Annotated in this window: 21 protein-coding genes; 1 reads left to right on the forward strand and 20 read right to left on the reverse strand. The window is 60.9% G+C overall.

The window, feature by feature from the left end:
- Positions 1 to 23 precede the first annotated feature (23 nt).
- The 6 genes from OEG84_RS06735 to OEG84_RS06760 form a co-directional block, all read right to left on the reverse strand.
- Entirely contained in the window at positions 24 to 968 is a 945-nt protein-coding gene (locus OEG84_RS06735) for a branched-chain amino acid ABC transporter permease (RefSeq protein WP_267653018.1), read from the reverse strand.
- Positions 968 to 1858 carry a branched-chain amino acid ABC transporter permease gene (locus tag OEG84_RS06740; protein ID WP_267653020.1) on the reverse strand — a complete coding sequence of 297 codons (891 nt, stop codon included), beginning with the start codon at positions 1856 to 1858 and terminating at the stop codon, positions 968 to 970. Before OEG84_RS06740 ends, OEG84_RS06735 begins: the two co-directional genes overlap by 1 nt.
- The gene (locus tag OEG84_RS06745; RefSeq protein ID WP_267653021.1) at positions 1855 to 2574 is read right to left on the reverse strand and encodes an ABC transporter ATP-binding protein; all 720 of its coding nucleotides are present in this window, start codon (positions 2572 to 2574) and stop codon (positions 1855 to 1857) included. Before OEG84_RS06745 ends, OEG84_RS06740 begins: the two co-directional genes overlap by 4 nt.
- Positions 2571 to 3344, reverse strand: a complete 774-nt coding sequence (locus OEG84_RS06750) for an ABC transporter ATP-binding protein (protein WP_267653022.1) — start codon at positions 3342 to 3344, stop codon at positions 2571 to 2573. Before OEG84_RS06750 ends, OEG84_RS06745 begins: the two co-directional genes overlap by 4 nt.
- 137 nt (positions 3345 to 3481) lie before the next feature.
- Positions 3482 to 4687, reverse strand: a complete 1206-nt coding sequence (locus OEG84_RS06755; protein WP_267653023.1) for an ABC transporter substrate-binding protein — start codon at positions 4685 to 4687, stop codon at positions 3482 to 3484.
- Between the two features lie 71 nt (positions 4688 to 4758).
- Positions 4759 to 5844 (reverse strand): cupin domain-containing protein, encoded by a 1086-nt coding sequence (locus OEG84_RS06760; RefSeq protein ID WP_267653024.1) that lies wholly within the window; start codon positions 5842 to 5844, stop codon positions 4759 to 4761.
- A 21-nt stretch (positions 5845 to 5865) separates the two neighbouring features.
- Here OEG84_RS06760 and OEG84_RS06765 point away from each other — a divergent pair, with 21 nt between their 5' ends.
- The gene (locus OEG84_RS06765) at positions 5866 to 6150 is read left to right on the forward strand and encodes a hypothetical protein (RefSeq protein ID WP_267653025.1); all 285 of its coding nucleotides are present in this window, start codon (positions 5866 to 5868) and stop codon (positions 6148 to 6150) included.
- 7 nt (positions 6151 to 6157) lie between these two features.
- Here OEG84_RS06765 and kynA read toward each other — a convergent pair whose 3' ends face one another.
- The 14 genes from kynA to OEG84_RS06835 all read right to left on the reverse strand — a co-directional run bounded on the left by kynA (position 6158) and on the right by OEG84_RS06835 (position 20757).
- Positions 6158 to 7000 carry a tryptophan 2,3-dioxygenase gene (gene kynA, locus OEG84_RS06770; RefSeq protein ID WP_267653026.1) on the reverse strand — a complete coding sequence of 281 codons (843 nt, stop codon included), beginning with the start codon at positions 6998 to 7000 and terminating at the stop codon, positions 6158 to 6160.
- The gene (kynU, locus tag OEG84_RS06775; RefSeq protein WP_267653027.1) at positions 6997 to 8190 is read right to left on the reverse strand and encodes a kynureninase; all 1194 of its coding nucleotides are present in this window, start codon (positions 8188 to 8190) and stop codon (positions 6997 to 6999) included. Before kynU ends, kynA begins: the two co-directional genes overlap by 4 nt.
- A 4-nt stretch (positions 8191 to 8194) precedes the next feature.
- Positions 8195 to 8605, reverse strand: a complete 411-nt coding sequence (locus OEG84_RS06780) for a RidA family protein (protein ID WP_267653028.1) — start codon at positions 8603 to 8605, stop codon at positions 8195 to 8197.
- Between the two features lie 66 nt (positions 8606 to 8671).
- On the reverse strand, positions 8672 to 10300 hold the full coding sequence (locus tag OEG84_RS06785) for an AMP-binding protein (RefSeq protein ID WP_267653029.1): 1629 nt from the start codon (positions 10298 to 10300) through the stop codon (positions 8672 to 8674).
- A 1-nt stretch (position 10301) separates the two neighbouring features.
- Positions 10302 to 11468 carry an acyl-CoA dehydrogenase family protein gene (locus OEG84_RS06790; RefSeq protein ID WP_267653030.1) on the reverse strand — a complete coding sequence of 389 codons (1167 nt, stop codon included), beginning with the start codon at positions 11466 to 11468 and terminating at the stop codon, positions 10302 to 10304.
- Positions 11468 to 12271, reverse strand: coding sequence for an enoyl-CoA hydratase family protein (locus OEG84_RS06795; protein ID WP_267653031.1), 804 nt, complete (start codon positions 12269 to 12271; stop codon positions 11468 to 11470). Before OEG84_RS06795 ends, OEG84_RS06790 begins: the two co-directional genes overlap by 1 nt.
- On the reverse strand, positions 12271 to 12771 hold the full coding sequence (locus tag OEG84_RS06800; protein ID WP_267653032.1) for a MarR family winged helix-turn-helix transcriptional regulator: 501 nt from the start codon (positions 12769 to 12771) through the stop codon (positions 12271 to 12273). Before OEG84_RS06800 ends, OEG84_RS06795 begins: the two co-directional genes overlap by 1 nt.
- On the reverse strand, positions 12764 to 13528 hold the full coding sequence (locus OEG84_RS06805; RefSeq protein WP_267653033.1) for an SDR family NAD(P)-dependent oxidoreductase: 765 nt from the start codon (positions 13526 to 13528) through the stop codon (positions 12764 to 12766). The genes OEG84_RS06800 and OEG84_RS06805 overlap by 8 nt, the downstream gene beginning before the upstream one ends.
- Positions 13529 to 13530: 2 nt before the next feature.
- Positions 13531 to 15825, reverse strand: a complete 2295-nt coding sequence (locus tag OEG84_RS06810) for a bifunctional salicylyl-CoA 5-hydroxylase/oxidoreductase (protein ID WP_267653034.1) — start codon at positions 15823 to 15825, stop codon at positions 13531 to 13533.
- A 180-nt stretch (positions 15826 to 16005) separates the two neighbouring features.
- Positions 16006 to 17166 (reverse strand): aminotransferase class V-fold PLP-dependent enzyme, encoded by a 1161-nt coding sequence (locus tag OEG84_RS06815; RefSeq protein ID WP_267653035.1) that lies wholly within the window; start codon positions 17164 to 17166, stop codon positions 16006 to 16008.
- Positions 17167 to 17231: 65 nt separating this feature from the next.
- On the reverse strand, positions 17232 to 18041 hold the full coding sequence (locus tag OEG84_RS06820; RefSeq protein WP_267653036.1) for an ATP-binding cassette domain-containing protein: 810 nt from the start codon (positions 18039 to 18041) through the stop codon (positions 17232 to 17234).
- On the reverse strand, positions 18031 to 18909 hold the full coding sequence (locus OEG84_RS06825) for an ABC transporter ATP-binding protein (protein ID WP_267653037.1): 879 nt from the start codon (positions 18907 to 18909) through the stop codon (positions 18031 to 18033). Before OEG84_RS06825 ends, OEG84_RS06820 begins: the two co-directional genes overlap by 11 nt.
- Positions 18906 to 19757: an ABC transporter permease gene (locus OEG84_RS06830; protein ID WP_267653038.1), complete on the reverse strand. Its 852-nt coding sequence runs from the start codon at positions 19755 to 19757 to the stop codon at positions 18906 to 18908. Before OEG84_RS06830 ends, OEG84_RS06825 begins: the two co-directional genes overlap by 4 nt.
- Positions 19750 to 20757: an ABC transporter permease gene (locus OEG84_RS06835; RefSeq protein ID WP_267656109.1), complete on the reverse strand. Its 1008-nt coding sequence runs from the start codon at positions 20755 to 20757 to the stop codon at positions 19750 to 19752. The genes OEG84_RS06830 and OEG84_RS06835 overlap by 8 nt, the downstream gene beginning before the upstream one ends.
- Positions 20758 to 20810 lie beyond the last annotated feature (53 nt).

Genomic DNA, 20810 nt, shown 5'->3' on the forward strand with positions numbered 1-20810 from the left:
GCCATGAAACCGATCTGACTTTGTCAGTCAGATCGGATTTTCGGCGATTTTTCCGGCACCAGACCGGAACGGAATTTCTGCAGCACGAATTGCAGGATCAGTCCGACCAGCAACATGCGGATATAGGATGACCGGGTGATCCATTCCGGTGGCAGGCGGCTGGTGAAAATCTCGGTTGCCGACCACAGGAACCATATCACCAGCGCACCGGCTATCGCGCCCTTGTTGTTACCGGACCCGCCGGCCATCAGCATCACCCAGACCAGAAATGTCACCAGCAGCGGCTCCGTAGCCGAGGGCGACAGGAACTTGAAGTAATGCGCCGAAAGCCCTCCGGCCAGCCCCATGATGGCGCAGCCGATGACGAAGGTTTGCAGGCGGAACTTGTCGACATCCTTGCCTGCGGCGCGCGCCGAATCCTCATTATCGCGGATTGCCCGCAAGGTCCGTCCCCAGGGGCTGACATAAAGCCGCTGGCACAGGACGTAGACGCCGAGCACACAGGTCCAGACAACAGCCAGATAAAGAATGTCCGCCGACCGGCCATGCACCAGATCGCCAAACGGGCGCGGCACCCCGGAAATGCCGAGGCTGCCATTGGTCAGCCAGGATTCATTGACAATTACCAGCCGCAGGATTTCGGCGATGCCGACCGAGGCCATCGCCAGATAATCGCTTTTCAGCCCGACACAGATCTTGGCCACCGCCCAGCCGGTGATCCCTGCCACGACCATCGCTGCGGCAAGCCCGAACGGGATCGGCAGCCCGAAGCCGCCCAGATGCTTGGCCGACACAGCGGTGGTGGCAATCGCCGAGGCGTAGGCCCCGACGGCGAAGAACCCGGCGATGCCGGCATTAAACAGCCCGCCCATGCCCCATTGCACATTCAAGGCGAGACAGAGCACGGCATAGATACCGCCGGCAATCAGCACGCTAACCAGATAGAACAACAGACCGGTCATTTCCATTACAGCAACCTCCCCTTGAACAGGCCCTGCGGCCGGAACAGAAGCAATGCCACCATGATGAAGAAGGCGACGGCGGATTTGTACGACGGTGAGATCAACGGCTCATCAGTGAGCCAGGGAAACGTAGCAACCTCCTCGGCAACGCCGATGATCAGACCGCCGACAATGGCGCCCATCGGCTTGCCGATGCCACCCAGAACAGCGGCAGCAAACATCGCCAGCAACAGGTTCCAGCCCAGGTTGGGGTGCATGCTGGTATCCATGCCGGCAAACACCCCGGCGGTGGCGGCCAGCGAGGCGCCGATCACCCAGGTCCAGCGCACAACCCTCTCGGTATCAAGCCCGGCCACAGCCGCCAATTCCGGCTCGTCGGAGACCGCGCGCATGGCCCGGCCAAGTTTTGAACGGGTCAGAAAGAAATGCAGCGCAATAGCGATGATCAGGGTCAGAGAGATGACTTGCATATGCAGTTCGGAAATACGGAACGTATCAAACAGAACCACCGGCATGCGGACACCCGAGACAAACACCTGGTTGCCAGAACTCCAGAACAATTGCGCCAGCGACCGGAATATCAACGCCACCCCGAACGAGGCGATCACGGTATAAATGGTCGGAAGCTTGCGCAGTGGTTTGTAGAAGAACTGGTCCACCGCGAGCGCCGCCACAATCGCCAATGCAATGCCGAACGGCAGCAGCAGCAGCGGGTTTACCGGAATGAACCAGACCGCCGTCAGCACACCGTAGCCGCCAATGGTCATCAGGTCGCCATGGGCAAAATGCGCAAACCGCAGGATACCGAAGACCATGGAGATACCCACCGCGCCCAGTGCATAAATGCTGCCGATGGTCAGTCCCGGAACCAGATAGAGATTGATGAAGTCAATCATGCCGCAGCACCTCCGAGGAAAGATCGCCGCACCGCATCGTCATTGAGCAGCGATTCCCCCGACCCAGATATGAAATTCCTGCCGCTGACCAGCACATGGCCGTTGTCGGCGATCCGCAAGGCCTGCTTGGCGTTCTGCTCGACCATCAGGATGGTGACGCCGTGCTTGCGGATATCAAGCAGCAGATCGAAAATGATCTCGAGATAGGCGGGCGACAATCCGGCTGTAGGTTCATCCAGCAGCAACAGTTTCGGCTCACTCATCAGCGCCCGGCCCATTGCCACCATCTGCCGTTGTCCACCGGACAATTCGCCCGCTGCCTGGCCAAGCTTGTCTCTCAAATCGGGAAACAGCGACAGCACATTCTCGCGCACCGCTTCCTTGTCTTTGGGCGGCGCGGCATAGGTGCCGACATCGAGATTTTCATCAACGGTAAGCGTCGGAAACACATTGCGGCTCTGCGGCACCATTGAAATCCCGAGCGGCACGAGCTGGGAGGTCTTGAGACCCGAAATGTCCTTCCCGGCAAATGAGATCGTCCCTTCAGAACGGGCGGTCAGCGCGAAGATGGTTTTCAACAAGGTCGATTTGCCGGCGCCATTGGGCCCGATGATGACGGAGATCTCGTTTTCCGCAACGTCAAGGTTGATATCCTCGATAATCGCCACGCCGCCATAGCCTGCAACCAGGCTCTGGACCGATAACAACGCACTCATGGCCGGGCCTCATATTTTCCGCCGCCGAAATAGGCTTCGATGACGCGCGCATCCTGACGCACTTCATCCACTGCGCCCCGCATCAGAAGCGTGCCCTGCGCCATCACGATAACTTCGTCACAAAGCTTGGAAACATAATCGAGATCGTGCTCGATCAGGCAGAAGGTCAGTCCTTGCTCCTTGTTGAGCAGCAGGATCTTGTCGGAGATCTTGGCCAGCAGCGTCCGGTTGATGCCGGCGCCGATCTCATCGAGAAGAATGATCTTGGGTTTTTGCATCAGCGCCCGACCGAGTTCCAGAAGCTTCTTCTGGCCGCCCGAGAGATTGCCGGCCTTCTCGTCCTTGACCTGATCGATCTCGAGAAAAGCCACCATGTCGCGCGCCGCGCGGTAGGTCTTTTCCTCTTCCTCGGCAAAACGGCCGCGCCGGAAAATGACGTTGAACACGTTCTCGCCAATCGGCGTTGCTGCCGCGGCCATGAAATTCTCGATGACCGTAAGCTGCGAGAACTCGTGCGGGATCTGAAAGGTGCGCGCCAGCCCGCGTGCAGCGCGCTGATGCGGCTTCAGCGAGGTAATGTCCTTGCCCTCGAGCTTGATCCGTCCACCTGCGAGCGGTACGTGACCGGCAATCGCATTGAACATGGTGGTCTTGCCCGCACCATTGGGGCCGATCAATCCGGTGATCCGCCCGGCCGGAATATCAAAACTGACGTCATCGACGACATTGGGGCCGCCGTAGCTCACCTTCACATGTTCGACTGATATCATGAAGTCCCCATATCGCGGCCTTTTCGGTCCGCTGCCGATGCCTTCCCCGCCAAACGTTTGGCCAGGTGGATCGCGCCAGTTTGCAGCTCCTCCCCGTCAAAACAGGGAGGAGCCGGGCTTGTCAGGCTTTGGTCAGATCACTCGACAACCGCGATCTGCTTGTAGACCGTGCCATCCACCACGAACTTGCCGATGAACCCGGCAACGTCGCCGTTCTCGTCAAAATCATAGTTTCCGCCGGCACCATCATAATCGATGTCCTTGCCTTCCTTGATCAGTGCCTTGGCCTTGGCCCAGTCACCAGGACCAACTTTTTCGCCTGGAGCCGAGGCGATGGCACGCAGTGCTTCGGCCATCTTGGTGCGATCGGCCGACCCAGCCTGCTCGACGGCAAGCATGGTCATGAAGGTGGCGTCATAGGTCTGGTCGACAAATGGCTTGTCAGCCGGTTCGCTGTACTCTGCGGTGTAGAGTTCATGCAGCTTGGACTGGTTCGGGTTGTCCTCCGGCGAGGTCGGTGCCGAGAAGAATGAGGTGGCAAGCGCTTCGGCGCCGATATCGGCGATCAGCGCTTCATCGCGCAGACCGTCAGTGCCAATGAACTTGGTGAACAGGCCGCCTTCGATCGCCTGCTTGACGATTTTGCCGCCGGAATCGCCGGCATAGGCGACCACCACCAGCGCATCACCGCCAGCCTTTGAAAGGGTTGCGAGTTCCGAACGGTAGGAGTTCTTCTTCTCCTCGTGCTTGACCTCGGCCACGACTTCGCCACCGGCTGCCTTATAAGCGTCAACGAAGGTCTGGCCAATGCCAACCCCGTAATCATTGTTGACGAAGGTGACGGCAACTTTCTTGATGCCTTCATCGAGCACCATCTTGGCCAACACCTTGCCCTGGAAGTTGTCGGACGGAACGATCCGGAAGAGCAGGTCGTTGTCCTTGATATCGGTCATCGCCGGTGATGTGGCAGTCGGCGAGAGCTGGACAACGCCAGCCGGAATGGCAGCGGCTTCAGCGGCGGCAATAGTTGTGCCTGACATCAGCGCGCCCATGATGATCGGCACGTTCTCAATGTTGATCAGCTTGCCGGCGGCGTCAACCGCGCCCTGCGATGATCCCGTGGTGTCGCCAAAGACCGGAACAGCCTGACCGTCGAGCAGTCCACCACCCTCGTTGACATGCTTGACTGCGAGATTGGCTGCGTTCTGCAACGGCGGAATGAAGCTTGCGATCGGACCGGTGATGTCCATCAAGAGGCCAATCTTGGTATCTGCGGCGAGGCTTGATGCGCTCGACGCCAGCAGTGCCGCGACGGCCAGTGAATAAGTTGTTTTTTTCATCATTATTGCTCCCATCTTATTGTTATGCCCAAAGCTGAGTGAGCGCGTGCGGGCAGTTTGTAAAACGCTCAGAACTATTTCACCACCTCGGTCTTGAACGGTCCGGGCAGCGTGACTTCCAGCAACTGGAGATCAGCACTTGGATCAGTGTAGCGCGTCGCCATCTTCGGCGGAACGACAAATGCGTCGCCTTTTTCAAGCCGATAGGGCTCCTTGCCCTCGCCCTCAAGCAGCATCGAGCCGCTCATCACGAAATTGAATAGGATGTCGCAATCATGTCGTGTCCAGACCGGATCACCCTGCCCGACCGGCCGCGCCACCATCACCGAAGCCACACCTTTGGTGTTCTCGTTGATCGTGGTGTCACGCGCCTCGAAGCCCGGGACCCGAAACGGCTTGAAGACGCCTTCCTTGGCGAGACTGTGGACGAACCGCTGCCCGTCCCACTCCCGATCAGGTCGTTCGACCTGCGTCGGCAGCTCCATATCATGATCGATCTCGGTGACATGGTCTGCGGGTACGCCGATTTCGATCACCTCGATGCCGTCGGCGGCGTGCAGCACCTTGTGTCGGATGGTTGGCGGCTGAATGAAGCAATCGCCGGCACGCAGTCGGCGGGTTCCGCCCTGGTCCTCATAAAGCACATCGACCCAGCCGCTGATGCAGAAAATCAGCTGGAACCCGACCTTGTGGAAATGCACCATGTCAGGCACCGGCCCGTCAGGCACGCGGATATGCGAGGCGATCATCGCGCCGCCCAGCCGTGATGGCACCAGGTCGCGATACTCCATTCCGGCACGACCGATCACCCACGGCGCTTGGTCAGCCAACCGCCGCACCACGAAGGCGTGCTTGGTTTCGGGCATGACCACGGGCGGGTTGAGCTCGTCAATTTCGATGCGGGTGCCGTTGGGCGCGACCAGTTCGCGTTTTCCCTCGGCAAATCCGTCCGGATCATCGGTCAGGATGCGCAGCGTACCCGGTGCTTCGGACGCGCCCTTCTGGATCCGCAGGCGCAGCCCGTGCCCCGACAGCACGGCTACTTCCGGGTCATCGGCCGGATAGATCATGTCCAGACGCATTTTCAGCGTCTTGGTATAGAAAGGAAGATCATCCCGCAGCTCGTTGGTGGGTAACCTGATTTCGGCGCGTACATCCACTGGCATCTCTCCCGATCGTGCTTGTCCAACCATTCGCGTCTCGCCGAACCAACCCAGCATTTCCCCGAGCAGAGCAGAAAAACTCGGGGCGCCGATATCGAAGAGGCCAATGTTTCCTGCCTTGCAGAGTTGCTGTTTGCGACAACACCCGTCCGGCTCAAGGCGGCGAGATTATCGATCCGGCTATATATTTCAAGGCTAAAACATCGATCCCTCGCGATGCTTCGTAACTTTTTACCTGGTATTGAACCGGTGCCAGGACACACCTTTCCAACGGCCTCAATCCGCAACCCGAAGCGTCGCTGACGCCATCCTACAACTCTGTGCGCACCCGCCACAATTCCGGAAACAGCTCGACATCGAGCATGCGCCTGAGATAGCTGGTGCCGCCGGTGCCACCGGTGCCGCGCTTGAGCCCGATCACCCGTTCCACCGTGGTCACATGATTGAACCGCCAGCGGCGAAAATAGTCCTCCAGATCGACCAGCTTCTCGGCCACCTCGTAGAGCGCCCAATATTGCTCCGGGGCCTCGTAGACAACCTTCCAGCCGGCAGTCACGCCATCATGAAGCTGGTGGGTATGGCGCACATCGCGACCCAACACCTCTTCCGGCATGTCGATGCCGTGACGCTTGGCAAGCCGTATCGCCTCGTCGTAAAGGCTCGGCTGATTGAGTTCGGCTTCCAGCTTGGCCAGTGTCCCCGGGACATGAGCATGCGGCTTCATCATCGCGTGGTTACGGTTGCCGAGCGCATATTCAATCACCCGATACTGCCAGGACTGAAACCCCGAGGACTGACCCAGCTTGCTGCGAAAATGGGTATAGTCGCTCGGCGTCATGGTCCGAAGCACGTCCCAGGCGTTATTAAGCTGTTCGAATATCCGCGACACCCGCGCCAGCGTCTTCATCGCCGGCTGCAACTGGTCCGCACGGATCGCCTCGCGGGCAGCGACAATCTCGTGGATCGCCAGCCGCATCCACAATTCCGAAGTCTGGTGCTGAATGATGAACAGCATCTCGTCATGGGCGTCGGTCCGGGGCTTTTGCGCTCCCAGCACCTGATCGAGGCACAGATAGTCACCATAGGCCATACGCCCGTCGAAATTCATGGTCGCGCCTTCGCTGGACGGGTCGTAGTCGCCCCCCTCGCTCATGTCACGGCCTTCCGGGTCTTGAACGCCGGCTTATCCCAACCGTCCGTGGCGATGATATCACACAGCTCTGCCGCCGCGTGGCTCACCTCTTCAAGCGTGTTGTAGAGCGGGCAGAAGCCGAAACGCATGGTGTCGGGTGCCCGGAAATCGCCGATCACGCCGCGGGCGATCAGCGCCTGCATCGCCGCATAACCTTCGGCAAAACGGAACGAAACCTGACTGCCACGGGCCTGCGGGTCACGCGGGCTGACGAGTTCCACCTGCTTGCACCCGGCCTCGACTTCGCTGATGAACCTTTCCGACAGCTCGATCGAGCGCGCCCGAAGCGCCTCCATGCTGATGTCATCGAAGGCATCGAGCGCAGCGTCAAGCACCGCCATCTGGATTACCGGTGGCGTGCCAACCCGCATCCGGCTGATGCCGTCGCCGGGGCGATAATCGAGATCGAAGGCAAACGGCGCGGCATGGCCGAGCCAGCCCGACAGCGCCGGACGGACCTGATCAATCAGATCGGGGCGAACATGAATGAACGCCGGCGCACCGGGGCCGCCATTGAGATATTTGTAGGTGCATCCGACCGCGAAATCGGCATTGCATGCAGTCAAATCGATGGGCAAAGCGCCGGCCGAATGGGCCAGATCCCAGATCATGATGGCGCCGGCTGCATGGGCCTTTTCGGTGATCTTCTTTATGTCGTGGAGACGGCCGCTGCGGTAATCGACCTGGGTCAGCATCACCGCCGCAATGCTCTCGTCGATCGCGTCGAGCACCGCTTCGGGATCCACCACCTTGAGATCATGGCCCTGGCCAAGGCTCCTGAGCAGACCGTCGGCCATGTAGAGATCGCTCGGGAAATTACCGTTATCCGACAGAACCGTCTTGCGGCTGGGCCTGAGTTCGAGCGCCGAGGCCACAGCCTGATAGACCTTGATCGACAATGTGTCGCCCACCACGGTGCTGCCCGCGGGCGCGCCGATCAGCCGGCCAATGCGGTCACCCAACTGACCCGGAAGGTTCATCCAGCCGGCCTTGTTCCAGCCGGTGATCAGCATCGGACCCCATTCATCGGCGATGGTCTGTCGCGCCCGCTCGACTGCAGATTTCGGCATCGGCCCGAGCGAATTGCCGTCAAGATAGGTCACCCCCTCGGGCAGATCGAACCTGGCGCGGCTGGCCTCGAAATCGGTCATGGCTTCACCCTTCCTTTTGCGACTTTCCGATCTCGGCTGTCGCCTCGATCTCGACCAGCGCCTCATCCTCGATCAACCCGGCAACCACCACCACCGACATCGACGGGAAATGCCGCCCCAGTACCCGGCGATAGGCGCCGCCAATCTCTTTCTGGCTGGCCAGATATTGCTTCTTGTCGGTGATGAACCAGGTCAGCCGCACGATGTCGGTCACCTCGCCCCCGGCGGCGCGGACAATCGCCGCGATATTGCTGAGCGTCTGCTCCAGCTGACCGACAAAATCAGTGTGCTCGAACACCTGATCCTTGTTCCAGCCAATCTGGCCACCGGTGTACAAACGCTGGCCGTCAACCAGCATGCCGTTTGCGTAGCCCTTGGGCTTTTCCCAATCCGGCGGATTGACTGCTTCGATCATGATGATGTGTCCTTGGATAACGTGAATGGGGCGTATAGCTGACCGGCATGTCCGGACAGCAGAAATTCAGTTCTGGCTACCGGTGCGAAGTCTGAAACGCTGGATCTTGCCGGTCTGGGTTTTCGGCAGCGCGTCGATGAAAACAATCGACCGGGGATATTTGTAGGGGGCGATCACCGCCTTGACGTGATCCTGCAGCCGCTTGGCGGTCTCGGCAGTGCCGGCCACACCGGAGACAAGCACGATATGGGCCTGGACGATCTGGCCACGGGCTTCGTCGGCAACGCCGATCACGCCGCATTCGGCCACCTCCGCATGGGCGAGAAGCGCCGCCTCCACCTCGGGTCCGGCGATGTTGTAGCCGGCGGAAACGATCATGTCGTCGCTGCGGGCGGCGAAATGAAACAGCCCGTCCTCGCTCTGCCAGAACGAATCACCGGTCAGGTTCCAGCCGTTGCGCACATATTTCTGCTGTTGCTCGGAATCGTCGAGATAACGACAACCGGTAGGACCCCGCACCGCCAACCGGCCGATTTCACCGCGCGGCAGTTCATTCATGTCCTCGTCGACGATACGCGCTTCGTAGCCGCTCACCGGAAGGCCGGTGCAGGCAGGATGCGAATTTCCAAATCGGTTGGAGATGAAGATATGCAGCATCTCGGTGGCACCGATACCATCGAGCATCGGCTTGCCGGTCTTTTCCATCCATTGCTGATAGACTGGCGCCGGCAGCGTTTCGCCGGCTGAAACCGCAGCACGCAGCGAGGACAGGTCGGCCCCCTCCTCCATCGCCGCCAGCATGGCGCGATAGGCGGTCGGCGCGGTAAAGCACACGGTTGCTTTGTGGTTCTGAATGATCTCGACCATGTTGGCCGGCGTTGCCTGCTCGAGCAGCGCCGCGGCGGCACCGAAACGCAACGGGAATACCGCCAGGCCGCCAAGTCCGAAGGTAAAGGCCAGCGGCGGCGAGCCGATGAACACATCCTCGGGGGTCACGCCGAGCACTTCCTTTGCGTAGCCATCAGCGATGATCAGCATGTCGCGATGAAAATGCATGGTCGCCTTCGGCATGCCGGTGGTGCCGGAAGTAAACCCGAGCAGCGCCACGTCGTCACGACCGGTTTTGACCGCATCGAACCGGACCGGTTTCGACAGCGCCAGACGGTCCAGTTCGGCGTCGTGATTGGCGGTGCCGTCAAAGCCCACCACCTTGTCGAGATAGCGGTTCTGCTTGGCGCAGGTGACCATCTCGTCCATCAGCCTTGTGTCGCACAGTGCCAGCGAAATCTCGGCCTTGTCGGCAATCTTGCCAAGTTCGGATGCACGCAGCATCGGCATGGTGTTGACCACCACCGCCCCGGCCTTGGTTGCCGCCAGCCAGACCGCGACCATCGCCGGATTGTTGGCCGAACGCACCAGCACGCGGTTGCCGGGCTTGATGCCGTAATCCTCGACCATCACGTGGGCAATCCGGTTGGTCCAGTCAGTCAGTTCCTTGTAGGTCCTGATCCGGCCATTGCCGATCAGCGCGGTATGATCGCCGAATCCCCGGGCCACCATCGCATCGGTCAGCTCATAGCCACAATTGAGCCATTTGGGATATTCGAACCCGTCGAGCAGGAAATCCGGCCATTGCGCGGCCGGCGGAAGATTGTCGCGTGTGAACGTGTCCACATGACCCGATGGTCCCAGCACTTTATCGTCCTTTCGAATTGATCAGCGTTTGGCGGGCAATCACCACTTTCTGCACGTCGGAGGCGCCCTCGTAGATCCGCAGCGCCCGGATCTCCCGGTACAGGCTTTCGATGATATGACCCTTGCGAACACCGTCGCCGCCATGCAGTTGCACCGCCTTGTCGATCACGTCCTGGGCGTGATCGGTGGCATAAAGCTTGGCCATCGCCGCCTCGCGGCTGACCCGGGCCGCCCCATGATCTTTCAGCCATGCGGCCCGGTAGACCAGCAGCGCCGAAGCATCGACATCCAGCGCCATGTCGGCGATATGACCCTGCACCATCTGCAATTCGCTCATCGGCGCGCCAAACAGTTCCCGCTCGGTCACGCGGTCAATGCTTTCGTCGAGCGCCCGCCGGGCAAAACCCAGCGCCGCCGCCGCCACCGTCGAGCGGAACACGTCGAGAACCGACATGGCAATGCGAAACCCCTCGCCGGGCTTGCCGATCATCGCCGAAGCTGGAACGCGGCACCCCTTGAAGGCAAGCCGGGCAAGCGGGTGCGGCGCCACCACTTCCAGCCGTTCGGCAATCTCCAGTCCCGGGGTATCCGCAGGCACGATGAACACCGACAGTCCCTTGGCGCCGGGTGCTTCGCCGGTGCGCGCAAACACCGTGTAGACATCGGCGATGCCGCCATTGGAAATCCAGGTCTTCTCGCCATCAAGCACATAATCGTCGCCATCGCGGGTGGCGGTCATGGCGATATTGGCCACATCCGATCCCGACGCCGGTTCGCTCAGCGCGAATGCTGACAGCGCCTTGCCTGTGCGGGTCTTGTTCAACCACTCGCTTTTCTGTGCAGCCGTGCCAAACAGCGAGATCGCGCCGGTGCCAAGCCCCTGCATGGCAAACGCAAAATCGGCTAGCCCGTCATGGCGCGCCAGCGTTTCACGCAGGATGCAAAGGCTGCGCACATCAATGCGGGAGTTTTCATCTGTAGGGTCGACAGCGGTCAGTTCAAGCCAGCCCGCCTCACCCAGCGCCGCCACCAGCCGCTTGCAGGTGGCATCGAGATCGGCGTGATCGACGTTCGCGAGATTGGCCGCCGCCCACTGATCGGCACGGTCGGCCAGTTCCCGGTGGGCATCGTCAAAAAACGGCCATTGAAGAAAGCTGCAGTCGGACATCAATCGCCCTCGAATACGGGTTTCTGCTTGGAAGCGAAGGCCTCATAGGCGCGGCGGAAATCCTGGGTCTGCATGCAGATCGCCTGGGCCTGGGCTTCCGCCTCGATCGCCTGCTCGATGCCCATGTTCCATTCCTGCGCCAGCATGGTCTTGGTCATCATGTTGGCAAAGCCCGGACCATCGGCGAGCCTGCGGGCAAGCTTGCGCGCTTCAGCGTCAATCTCATCAGCGGCAACGACCCTGTTGTAGAAACCCCAGCGCTCGCCCTCCTCGGCGCTCATCGAGCGTCCGGTGTAAAGCAGATCGGCAGCGCGGCCCTGACCGATGATCCGCGGCAGGATCGCACACGCGCCCATGTCGCAGCCGGCCAGCCCGACACGGTTGAACAGGAACGCGGTCTTGGCTTCCGGCGTGGCCATGCGCAGATCGCTGGCCATGGCGATGATCGCGCCGGCGCCGGCGCAGATCCCGTCAACGGCTGCAATCACCGGCTTGCCGCAGCCGACAATCGCCTTGACCAGATCGCCGGTCATCCGGGTGAAGGCGAGCAGCCCCTTCATGTCCTTGTCGAGCAAGGGTCCGATGATCTCGAAGACATCGCCGCCGGAGCAGAAATTACCGCCATTGGAGCCGAAGATGACCACCTTGACGTCGTCGCGGTAAACCAGCCCACGGAACCAGTCGCGCAGTTCGGCATAGCTTTCAAACGTCAGCGGATTCTTGCGCTCAGGTCGGTCAAGCGAGACCTCGGCGACACCGTCGGTCAGGGTCAGTCGGAAATGGGTGGGGCTATCGGTGGACATCAGGTCTCTCCCTTGCTGGCCTTGCTGGCAATCCGCTCGAGTTGCTCGGCCATGTCATGGATCTCGTCGGCGTCGACGCCGTGCAACAGATCATCAATCCATGCCTCGTGCTTGGATGCCATCCGGGCAAATTGTTCTCGTCCCGCCTTGGTCAGGCGGACGGTGGTGGCGCGGCGGTCATTATCCACGGGAACTCTGACCAACATGCCGTCATCGACCAGCCGGTCAACAATGCCGGTGACATTGCCGTTGGAAACCCGCAGCACGCTCGACAGCTGGCTCATTTTCAGCCCGGCTTCGGCGCGATAAAGGGCCGCCATCACATCAAATCGCGGCAGGGTGGTATCAAACGAGGTGCGGAAATTCTCGCGCAACTCACCCTCGACATGCTTGGTCGCCTTGAGCAGTTTCAACCACAGCCTCAGCCGCGCCTTCGAAGCAGTAACATCGACAGTGGGGTCGGTTTTCGTGGCGGATGGCTGGGTGCCGTTTTCACTCATGTCTCTCCCCCGACAGCGAGATTGCCTGGCCGGTGATCGAAGCGGCGGCGTCGCTGCAAAGCCAGATCGCCGTGTCGGCGATTTCCTCCGGCTGAATGAACCGCCCCTGCGGATTGACGTCTCGCAGCGACGCTTCGGCGTCTTCACGGCTGCGCCCGGTTTTCTCGACGATGTTGTCGATCGAGCGGTGCAGCATCGGCGTGTCCGTAAAACCCGGACAAATGGCATTGACCGTCACTCCGGTCTTGGCGAGTTCAAGGCCGAGGCTGCGCACCAGGCCGATGACGCCGTGCTTGGCCGCGCAATAGGCGCCGACATAGGCATAGCCCTTCAGCCCTGCCGTCGACGCAATGGCGATCAGGCGGCCGGGCTGTTTCTGATTCATTTTCGCAAGACAGGCCTGGAAGGTGTTGAACACGCCGGTCAAATTCACATCCAGCGTGGCGCGGAACATGTCGACGCCAGTGCGCAGGAACGGCGCGCTCTCCGCCGATCCGGCATTGGCGATGACAATGGTCGGCGCGCCATGTTTTTCGACGGCCTTGGCAATCGCTGCGGCCATCGCCTCGGAATCGGTGACGTCGGCAGCAATTGGAAAGATACGATCCCACCGCGAGGCCAGCGCATCCAGCGGGGCCTGCCGGCGGCCGATTGCGGTCACCTTCGCGCCCTGTTCCGCCAACGCCACGGCAATCGCCTCGCCTGCGCCCGAACCGGCGCCGGTGACGATCGCGTGATGTCCCATCAGTTCCGTCATGATCACACCTTGCCGAGCATGGTCTCGGCGCGTTCTGCCAACCGCCAGAGCTGGTCGCGGCCGGGATGATAGGGATCGGGCCATTTTTCCGCGCGGTCGCCCAGCGTGGCTGCCGCGTGCAGGGTCCAGTAGGGATCAGCAAGATGCGGACGCGCCAGGCACACCAGATCGGCGCGGCCGGCCATCAGGATCGAATTGACATGATCCGGCTCATAGATATTGCCGACCGCCATGGTCGCCATCTCCACTTCGTTGCGGATCCGATCTGCGAATGGGGTCTGGAACATCCGGCCATAGACCGGCTGACCCAGCTTCGACGTCTGACCCGCCGAAACATCACAGATATCGACACCGGCGTCTTTGAGCAGACGGGCGATTTCGACTGCATCGGCAGGTGTAATCCCATCTTCGCCGACCCAGTCATTGGCCGAGATCCGCACCGAGATTGGCTTGTGCTGCGGCCAGGCCTCGCGCATTGCCTGATAGATTTCCAGTGGATAGCGCATGCGGTTTTCGAGGCTGCCGCCATACTCGTCGTCGCGCCGGTTGGTCAGCGGCGTGATGAAGGAAGACAGCAGATAGCCATGCGCCATGTGGATTTCGATCATGTCGAAACCGGCCCGGTCGGCCATTTCCGCAGCAGTGACAAACTGGTCACGCACCTGATCCATGTCGTGCCGGGTCATCGCCTTGGGCGTCTGGTTGGCGCTCGACCAGGCAACGCCGGAGGCAGCCATGATCGGCCAGTTGCCGCTGTCTAACGGTGCATCCATGATCTCCCAACCAAGTTGGGTTGACCCCTTGGCCCCGGAATGACCAATCTGCATGCAGATTTTCGCGTCGCTTTCACTATGGACGAAATCGACAATGCGCTTCCAGGCTGCCTCATGCTCGGGCGCATAAAATCCCGGGCAACCCGGCGTGATCCGGCCTTCCGGCGACACGCAGGTCATCTCGGTATAGACCAGCCCGGCGCCGCCCTTGGCGCGTTCTCCGTAGTGCACCAGGTGCCAGTCGGTGGGGCAGCCATCGACAGCCTTGTACTGCGCCATCGGCGAAACCACGACGCGGTTCTTGAGCTCCATGTCGCGCAGCTTGTAGGGCACGAACATCGGGTGGCGCACCGGTGCATTGGCGGCAATGCCGGCCTGGGTCTGGAACCAGCGTTCCGCATCCTTGAGCCATTCCGCATCGCGCATCCGCAGATTTTCGTGGCTGATGCGCTGTGATCGGGTGAGAAGCGCATAGTTGAACTGCACCGGATCGAGATGGAAATAGCGGCCGATTTCCTCAAACCACTCCATCGAGTTGCGCGCCGCCGACTGCAGCCGCAGCACTTCCAGCCGTCGCTCATCTTCGTATTTGTCGAACGCCTTCGGCAGCGTTGGCTCCGAGTGCAAATAGTTTGCCAGTGCAATCGCGCTTTCGAGCGCCAGTTTGGTGCCCGAACCGATGGAAAAATGCGCAGTCGCTGCAGCATCGCCCATTAACACGATGTTTTCGTGGCTCCAGCGCGTGCACAACACGCGTGGGAAATTGATCCAGGCCGACCCACGAATATGGCTGGCATTGGTCATCAGGCTGTGACCGCCGAGATGCTTGGCAAAAATCTTCTCGCAGACCGCGATCGATTCCTGCTGGCTCATCTCGCCAAACCCGTAGGCGTTGAAGGTCTCCTCGTTGCATTCGACGATGAATGTCGCTGTCTCATCATCGAACTGATAGGCGTGCGCCCAGAGCCAACCCTTGTCGGTTTCCTCGAAAATGAAGGTAAAGGCGTCATCGAACTTCTGGTGAGTCCCGAGCCAGACGAATTTGCAGGCACGGATATCGACTTCCGGCTCAAATGCGTCGGCAAATTCGGTCCGGGTGCGAGAATTCAGCCCGTCGGCGGCAACCACCAGATCAAATTCCCTGGCATAGGCTGCGGTTTCCTTGACGTCGGTCTCAAAGCGTAATTCAACGCCCAGTTCCCTAGCCCGCGCCTGAAGCAACAACAGCAACTGCTTGCGGCCAATGCCGCAGAAGCCGTGGCCGGTCGACACCGTCTTGGTATCCTTGAAATGAACCGCGATATCGTCCCAGTAGGCAAAGTGGGCACGGATCGAGGCGGCGCTTTCCGCATCGTTCTCGGCCAGATTGTCCAGCGTCTCGTCGGACAGCACCACGCCCCAGCCAAACGTGTCATCGGGCTTGTTGCGCTCGACCACCACCACCTCATGCGACGGGTCGCGCAGTTTCATGGAAATCGCGAAATAGAGACCGGCGGGTCCGCCACCCAAACAAACGACTCTCATGATCTTCGCTCCTCCACTGTGGTTGTCAGCTAGATAATCCTACGCCTCGTCAGATATATTTCAAGCATAAACTTTTTAAGCCACAAGAATGATCGCCTGCCCGTCCGCGCCTTGTCGACGGTCTTGCCCGCAGCGAAAAAAGCAACACTGGGTGCAAAACCAAGTGTGAATCCTAAGCGGTCAGGCCGCCGGGTTTGCCACCTCCAGCAGCGCCTGCGCCAGCCGTTCGACGCCGGCCTCAATGGTCATGAAGCCGGGCGAACAGCGCAGAATCTGACCCCGCGCGTCGGCATACACCGAACGCGAGCGCAGATCGGCCAGCAGCACCTGCGGGTCGATACTTTCGGGCAGACGCATCATCACGCTGCCGCCACGCTCGGCAGGATCGCGAGGCGAAACCAGTTCGAACCCGGCCTTGTCGGCGGCAGAGATGATCACATCGCTGAGCGCACGGTTTTTGGCGAGCTGGGCATCCCAGTCCTGGCTTGCATGCCACTCGAGCGCGGGCACGCTGGCCGCACATGCCATCACCGAAGGCGTCCCATTGTCAAAACGGCGAATGTCAGGCGCATAGGCAAACGCATTGATGTCCCAGGAAAAGATGTTGTCCTGGCTGAACCAGCCGCGAAGCGCCGGCTGGCAGCGCGCGATCACGTCGGGCATCACCTGCAAAATGCCGCCGCCGGGTGATCCACACATCCATTTCAGGCTGGTGGAGACCGAAAAATCGGCTCCAACGGCCATGCTGTGATACGCCATCAACCCGGCAGCCTGGGTGATGTCGACGCCGATCACCGAACCCTGCTTGCGTCCATGCGCAACCAGCGTGGCCAGATCGCAGCGATGCGACGAGGTCGAACTCACCCAGGTCAGCAGCGCCAAGCCAACTTCCGGCCCCCATGCGGCGATGACATCCTCGTCCGCAACCCAATGCGCTTCTTCGCGTAGCGGCACGGTGCGCAGCTCGAAGCCATAGCGGTCAGCCATGCCGGTAAGCAGGAAATGCAGGCTCGGGAAACAGTCACCTGCCACCAGCACGACCTTGCCCTCAAGTTCTTCCCGCGGCAGCGCCATGATCATCGCCGCCAGTGAGCTGGTCACGTTCTCGGTGGTGGTGAGCGACGCCGATGGCGCCTTGATCAGCGCGCTCCATAATTCGATGAACCGCTGCCGCTGGCCCAGCGCATAGCCCCATTGATCGTCATTGGGCGCGCCCCAGCATTCGGAAAACGCGGTCAATGCCGTGGCCATCGCCTCGGTCTTGCCCGGGTACTGACCGATCGAATGGTAAAGCAGGTAGCCCGAGCCGTCGCCATTTGCCGATGTGGATTGCGGTGTCATGTCTGTCTCTCCGGTATCTGCGGCTAGGCAACAACGCACCTCCGCACCAATTATGGGATTGCCGCCTACCAGTTGGCCTGGTTCGGATCGGGCAAGGGAATGGCGTCCAGCAATTCGCGCGTGTAGGCCGATTGCGGCGCCCTGAACAATTCGCCGGCGGTTGCGTATTCCGCGATCTCGCCACGGTTGAGCACCATCACACGGTCGCACAGGCGCCGGATAACCGAAAGGTCATGGCTGATGAAAGCCAGCGTCAGCCCCAGCTCCTTAACCAGATTGCCGAGCACATTGAGTACCTGCGCCTGCGACGACACATCAAGGCCCGACACGATCTCGTCGGCGAGAATGAATTCCGGCTTGAGCGCAATCGCCCGGGCAATGCCGACGCGCTGGCGCTGACCGCCGGAAAGTTCATGCGGATAGCGGCTGCGGAATGTGCGTGGCAACCCGACATGATCGAGCGCCTCGTCAACCCGCGCATTAATCCGGTCGAAGCCGTGCATCAAAATCGGGTCGGCGATGATGGCTCCGATCCTGCGGCGCGGATTGAGCGAGGACATCGGGTCCTGAAAAATCATCTGCATTCGCCGCCGGATCGGCCGCAAACTGTCTTCGCCAAGATGGGTTATGTCCTGCCCGTCAAAACGGATGGAACCGCCGACAGGCTCTATCAGCCGCAACAGCGCCCGGCCCAGTGTTGATTTACCTGATCCCGAGCCGCCGACGATGCCCAGCACCGAGCCACGGCCAATCTCCAGATCGATCCGTTTGAGGATCGGGATCATCGGCGCCCGACCGAACACCGGCTTGGCCGCCATATCAGGCAGCGCCACCTCGAGTGCGGAGACCGAAAACAGGCTGTCATCAAGCGCCATGACGCCACCCCCGGTCAGCGGCCAGAACTTCCCCGGCCACCTGTTCGATCACGGCTTCATCGACTGGCAAGAGCGAGGCGTCGGGATCAGTGTATTTCGGCGTCGCCGCCAGCAGCGCCCGCGAATAGGCGTGCTTGGGGCCATCGAAAAATTCCGCCACGGTGGAATCTTCCACCACCATGCCGCCATAGAGCACCGACAGTCGCTGGCAGATCTTCGAGACAACACCGAGATCGTGGGTAACAAACACCATCGCCGTGGCGTGACGCGCCTGCAACTCGCGGATCAGCCGCAGGATCTGCTTTTGCACAGTTACATCCAGCGCGGTGGTCGGCTCATCGGCCACCACCAACTTGGGGTTGGCCGCAAAGGCCGAGGCAATCAGTACCCGCTGGCGCATGCCGCCCGAGAGTTCATGCGGATAGCTGGCCATCACCCGTTCGGGATTATCGATCGACACCTCGTCGAGCAGTTCCATCGCCCGCACCCGGGCCTTGGCCTTGGTCCAACCCAGGATATCGACCAGCCGGTTGGTGATCTGCGGCTCGATCCGTCGCGACGGGTTGAGCGCGGTCAACGGGTCCTGCGGGATCAGCGCTGCAGTGGCGCCGATCAGTCGGCGCCGATCCTTGGGACGCATGGCCAGCAGGTCGTGGCCGTCGAGCAGGATCTCGCCCTCGGTGATATCGATTGCTACCGGCAAAATACCCAGCACTGCCTTGCCGATCATGCTCTTGCCGGCGCCGCTCTCGCCCACCAGCCCCAGCACTTCGCCGGTGTCGATGGAGAACGACACCGAGCGCAACACCCGCTGCTGGTTGCCGCGGATTGACGCTGACAGATTGCTGACACTCAGGAACGCAGTCATCGCAGCACCGGATCGAAGCGGTCCTTGAGCCCTTCGCCAAATTGGCTGAAGGACAGGACGGTCAAAAACAACACGGCAAGCGGGAACGCCAGCACCCACCAAGCCTGGTAGATCGAGGTGCGACCCTCGGCAATCATTCCGCCCCAGGTCGGTGCGTCGGTGGAAATCGACAGGTTAACGAACGACAGGATCGCCTCGACGATCACCGCAATTCCCATCTCCAGAGTCAGCAGCACGACGATGGTCGGCAGCACATTGGGCAGGATTTCGCGCCACAGGATGTCCCTGCGCGGCCTTCCCGCGACAATCGCGCTCGAGACATAATCCATCGCCGACTGGTTCATCGCCTCAGCCCGCACTACCCGGCAGAACCGGGTCCAGTCGATCACCACGATGGCGATGATGATCGAACTCAGCCCGGTGCCGAGCACCGCGATCAGCAGGATCGCGAACAACACCGGCGGGAACGCCATCCAGATCTCGACCAGCCGCGATATCACCACATCGACCCAGCCGCGCATGTAACCCGCCAGCAACCCCAGCACCGAGCCAACCAGCGCGGTGGCGAGCCCCGCGGCAAGCGCTACCGAGAAGGCAATCCGGCCACCATGGATGATGCGAGAAAGCACATCACGGCCGAGGCTGTCGGTCCCAAGCAGATAGGCGGGATCGGCGCCGGCGGCCCAGAACGGCGGCAACCGGCCGGCAAACAGGTCCTGCGCCAGCGGATCGTGCGGACTGACCAGCGGCGCAAACAGCGCCATCAACGCCATCAGACCAAGCCAGATGCCCGCCAGCCAGAGCCGGGCGCCGGCGCGGCGGCGAATGGTGTCCCTGCCATCAAGCATGCCGCAGCCTCGGATTGAGCAACGCGTAGGTCATGTCGACCACTAGGTTGATGACGGTAAACAGCAGTGCGAAGACGATGACGATGCCCTGGATCAGCGGCAGGTCGCGGTTGATGACGGCATCGATCGCCATGTTGCCGAGCCCCTCATAGGAAAAGAGCCGCTCGATGATCACCGTGCCGCCGATCAGGAAGGTGAATTGCACACCAATCAGCGTCAGCGTCGGCAGCACCGCATTGGGCAGCGCCTCGGAAATGATCACATGGTTTTCGCCATAGCCCTTGGTGCGCGACAGTGTGACATAATCGAGATGCATGGTTTCCTTTAGCGATTGCTTGAGCAACTGGCTGATGATCGCCGCGAGCGGGATTGCCAGCGCCAACGCCGGCATGAACATGTGTTTGAGCAGGTCCCACCACAGATCGAAGCGGAGCCGCAAAATGCTCTCGAATACGTAGAACTGGGTGACGAACGGCAGATCCAGCGACGGTGAAATCCGCCCAGAAATGTGAAACACCGGCATCAGTACGCCAAACAGCACGATCAGGATCAGCGCCCAGAGAAAATCCGGGATCGACAGCCCGACGCCGTTGGCGACATCGATCGCCGTTTCGGTGCGCGTTGCCCGGTAGCGCACGCCTGTCAGCGCCAACGCGCCGCCGATCACGACAGCAATCACCAGCGCAAAAATTGCCAGTTCCAGCGTTGCCGGCAACCGCCCCAGCACCAGCGGCATCACCGGCTGCCGTAGCGAGATCGAGGTGCCGAAATCGCCCCTGAACACGCCGCCGAGCCAAATCCCGAACTGCTCGATGATCGATTTGTCGAGCCCGTAATGGGCGGTCAACCGGGCAATGTCGTCCTCGGTAGCCCCTGGCGGCAGCATCATGGCGATCGGGTTTCCCGGCACCACGCGGATGACAAAAAACACCACCACCGCCGCGCCGACCAGGGTAACGGACATGGTCGCCAGACGAAGCAAGGTCGCGCGCAACAGTATCAAATCGGTATTCCTGAAAATGCGGCCGCCACCTCGAAAAGGCAGCGGCCGCG

The organism is Hoeflea algicola, assembly GCF_026619415.1.
Lineage (GTDB): Bacteria > Pseudomonadota > Alphaproteobacteria > Rhizobiales > Rhizobiaceae > Hoeflea > Hoeflea algicola.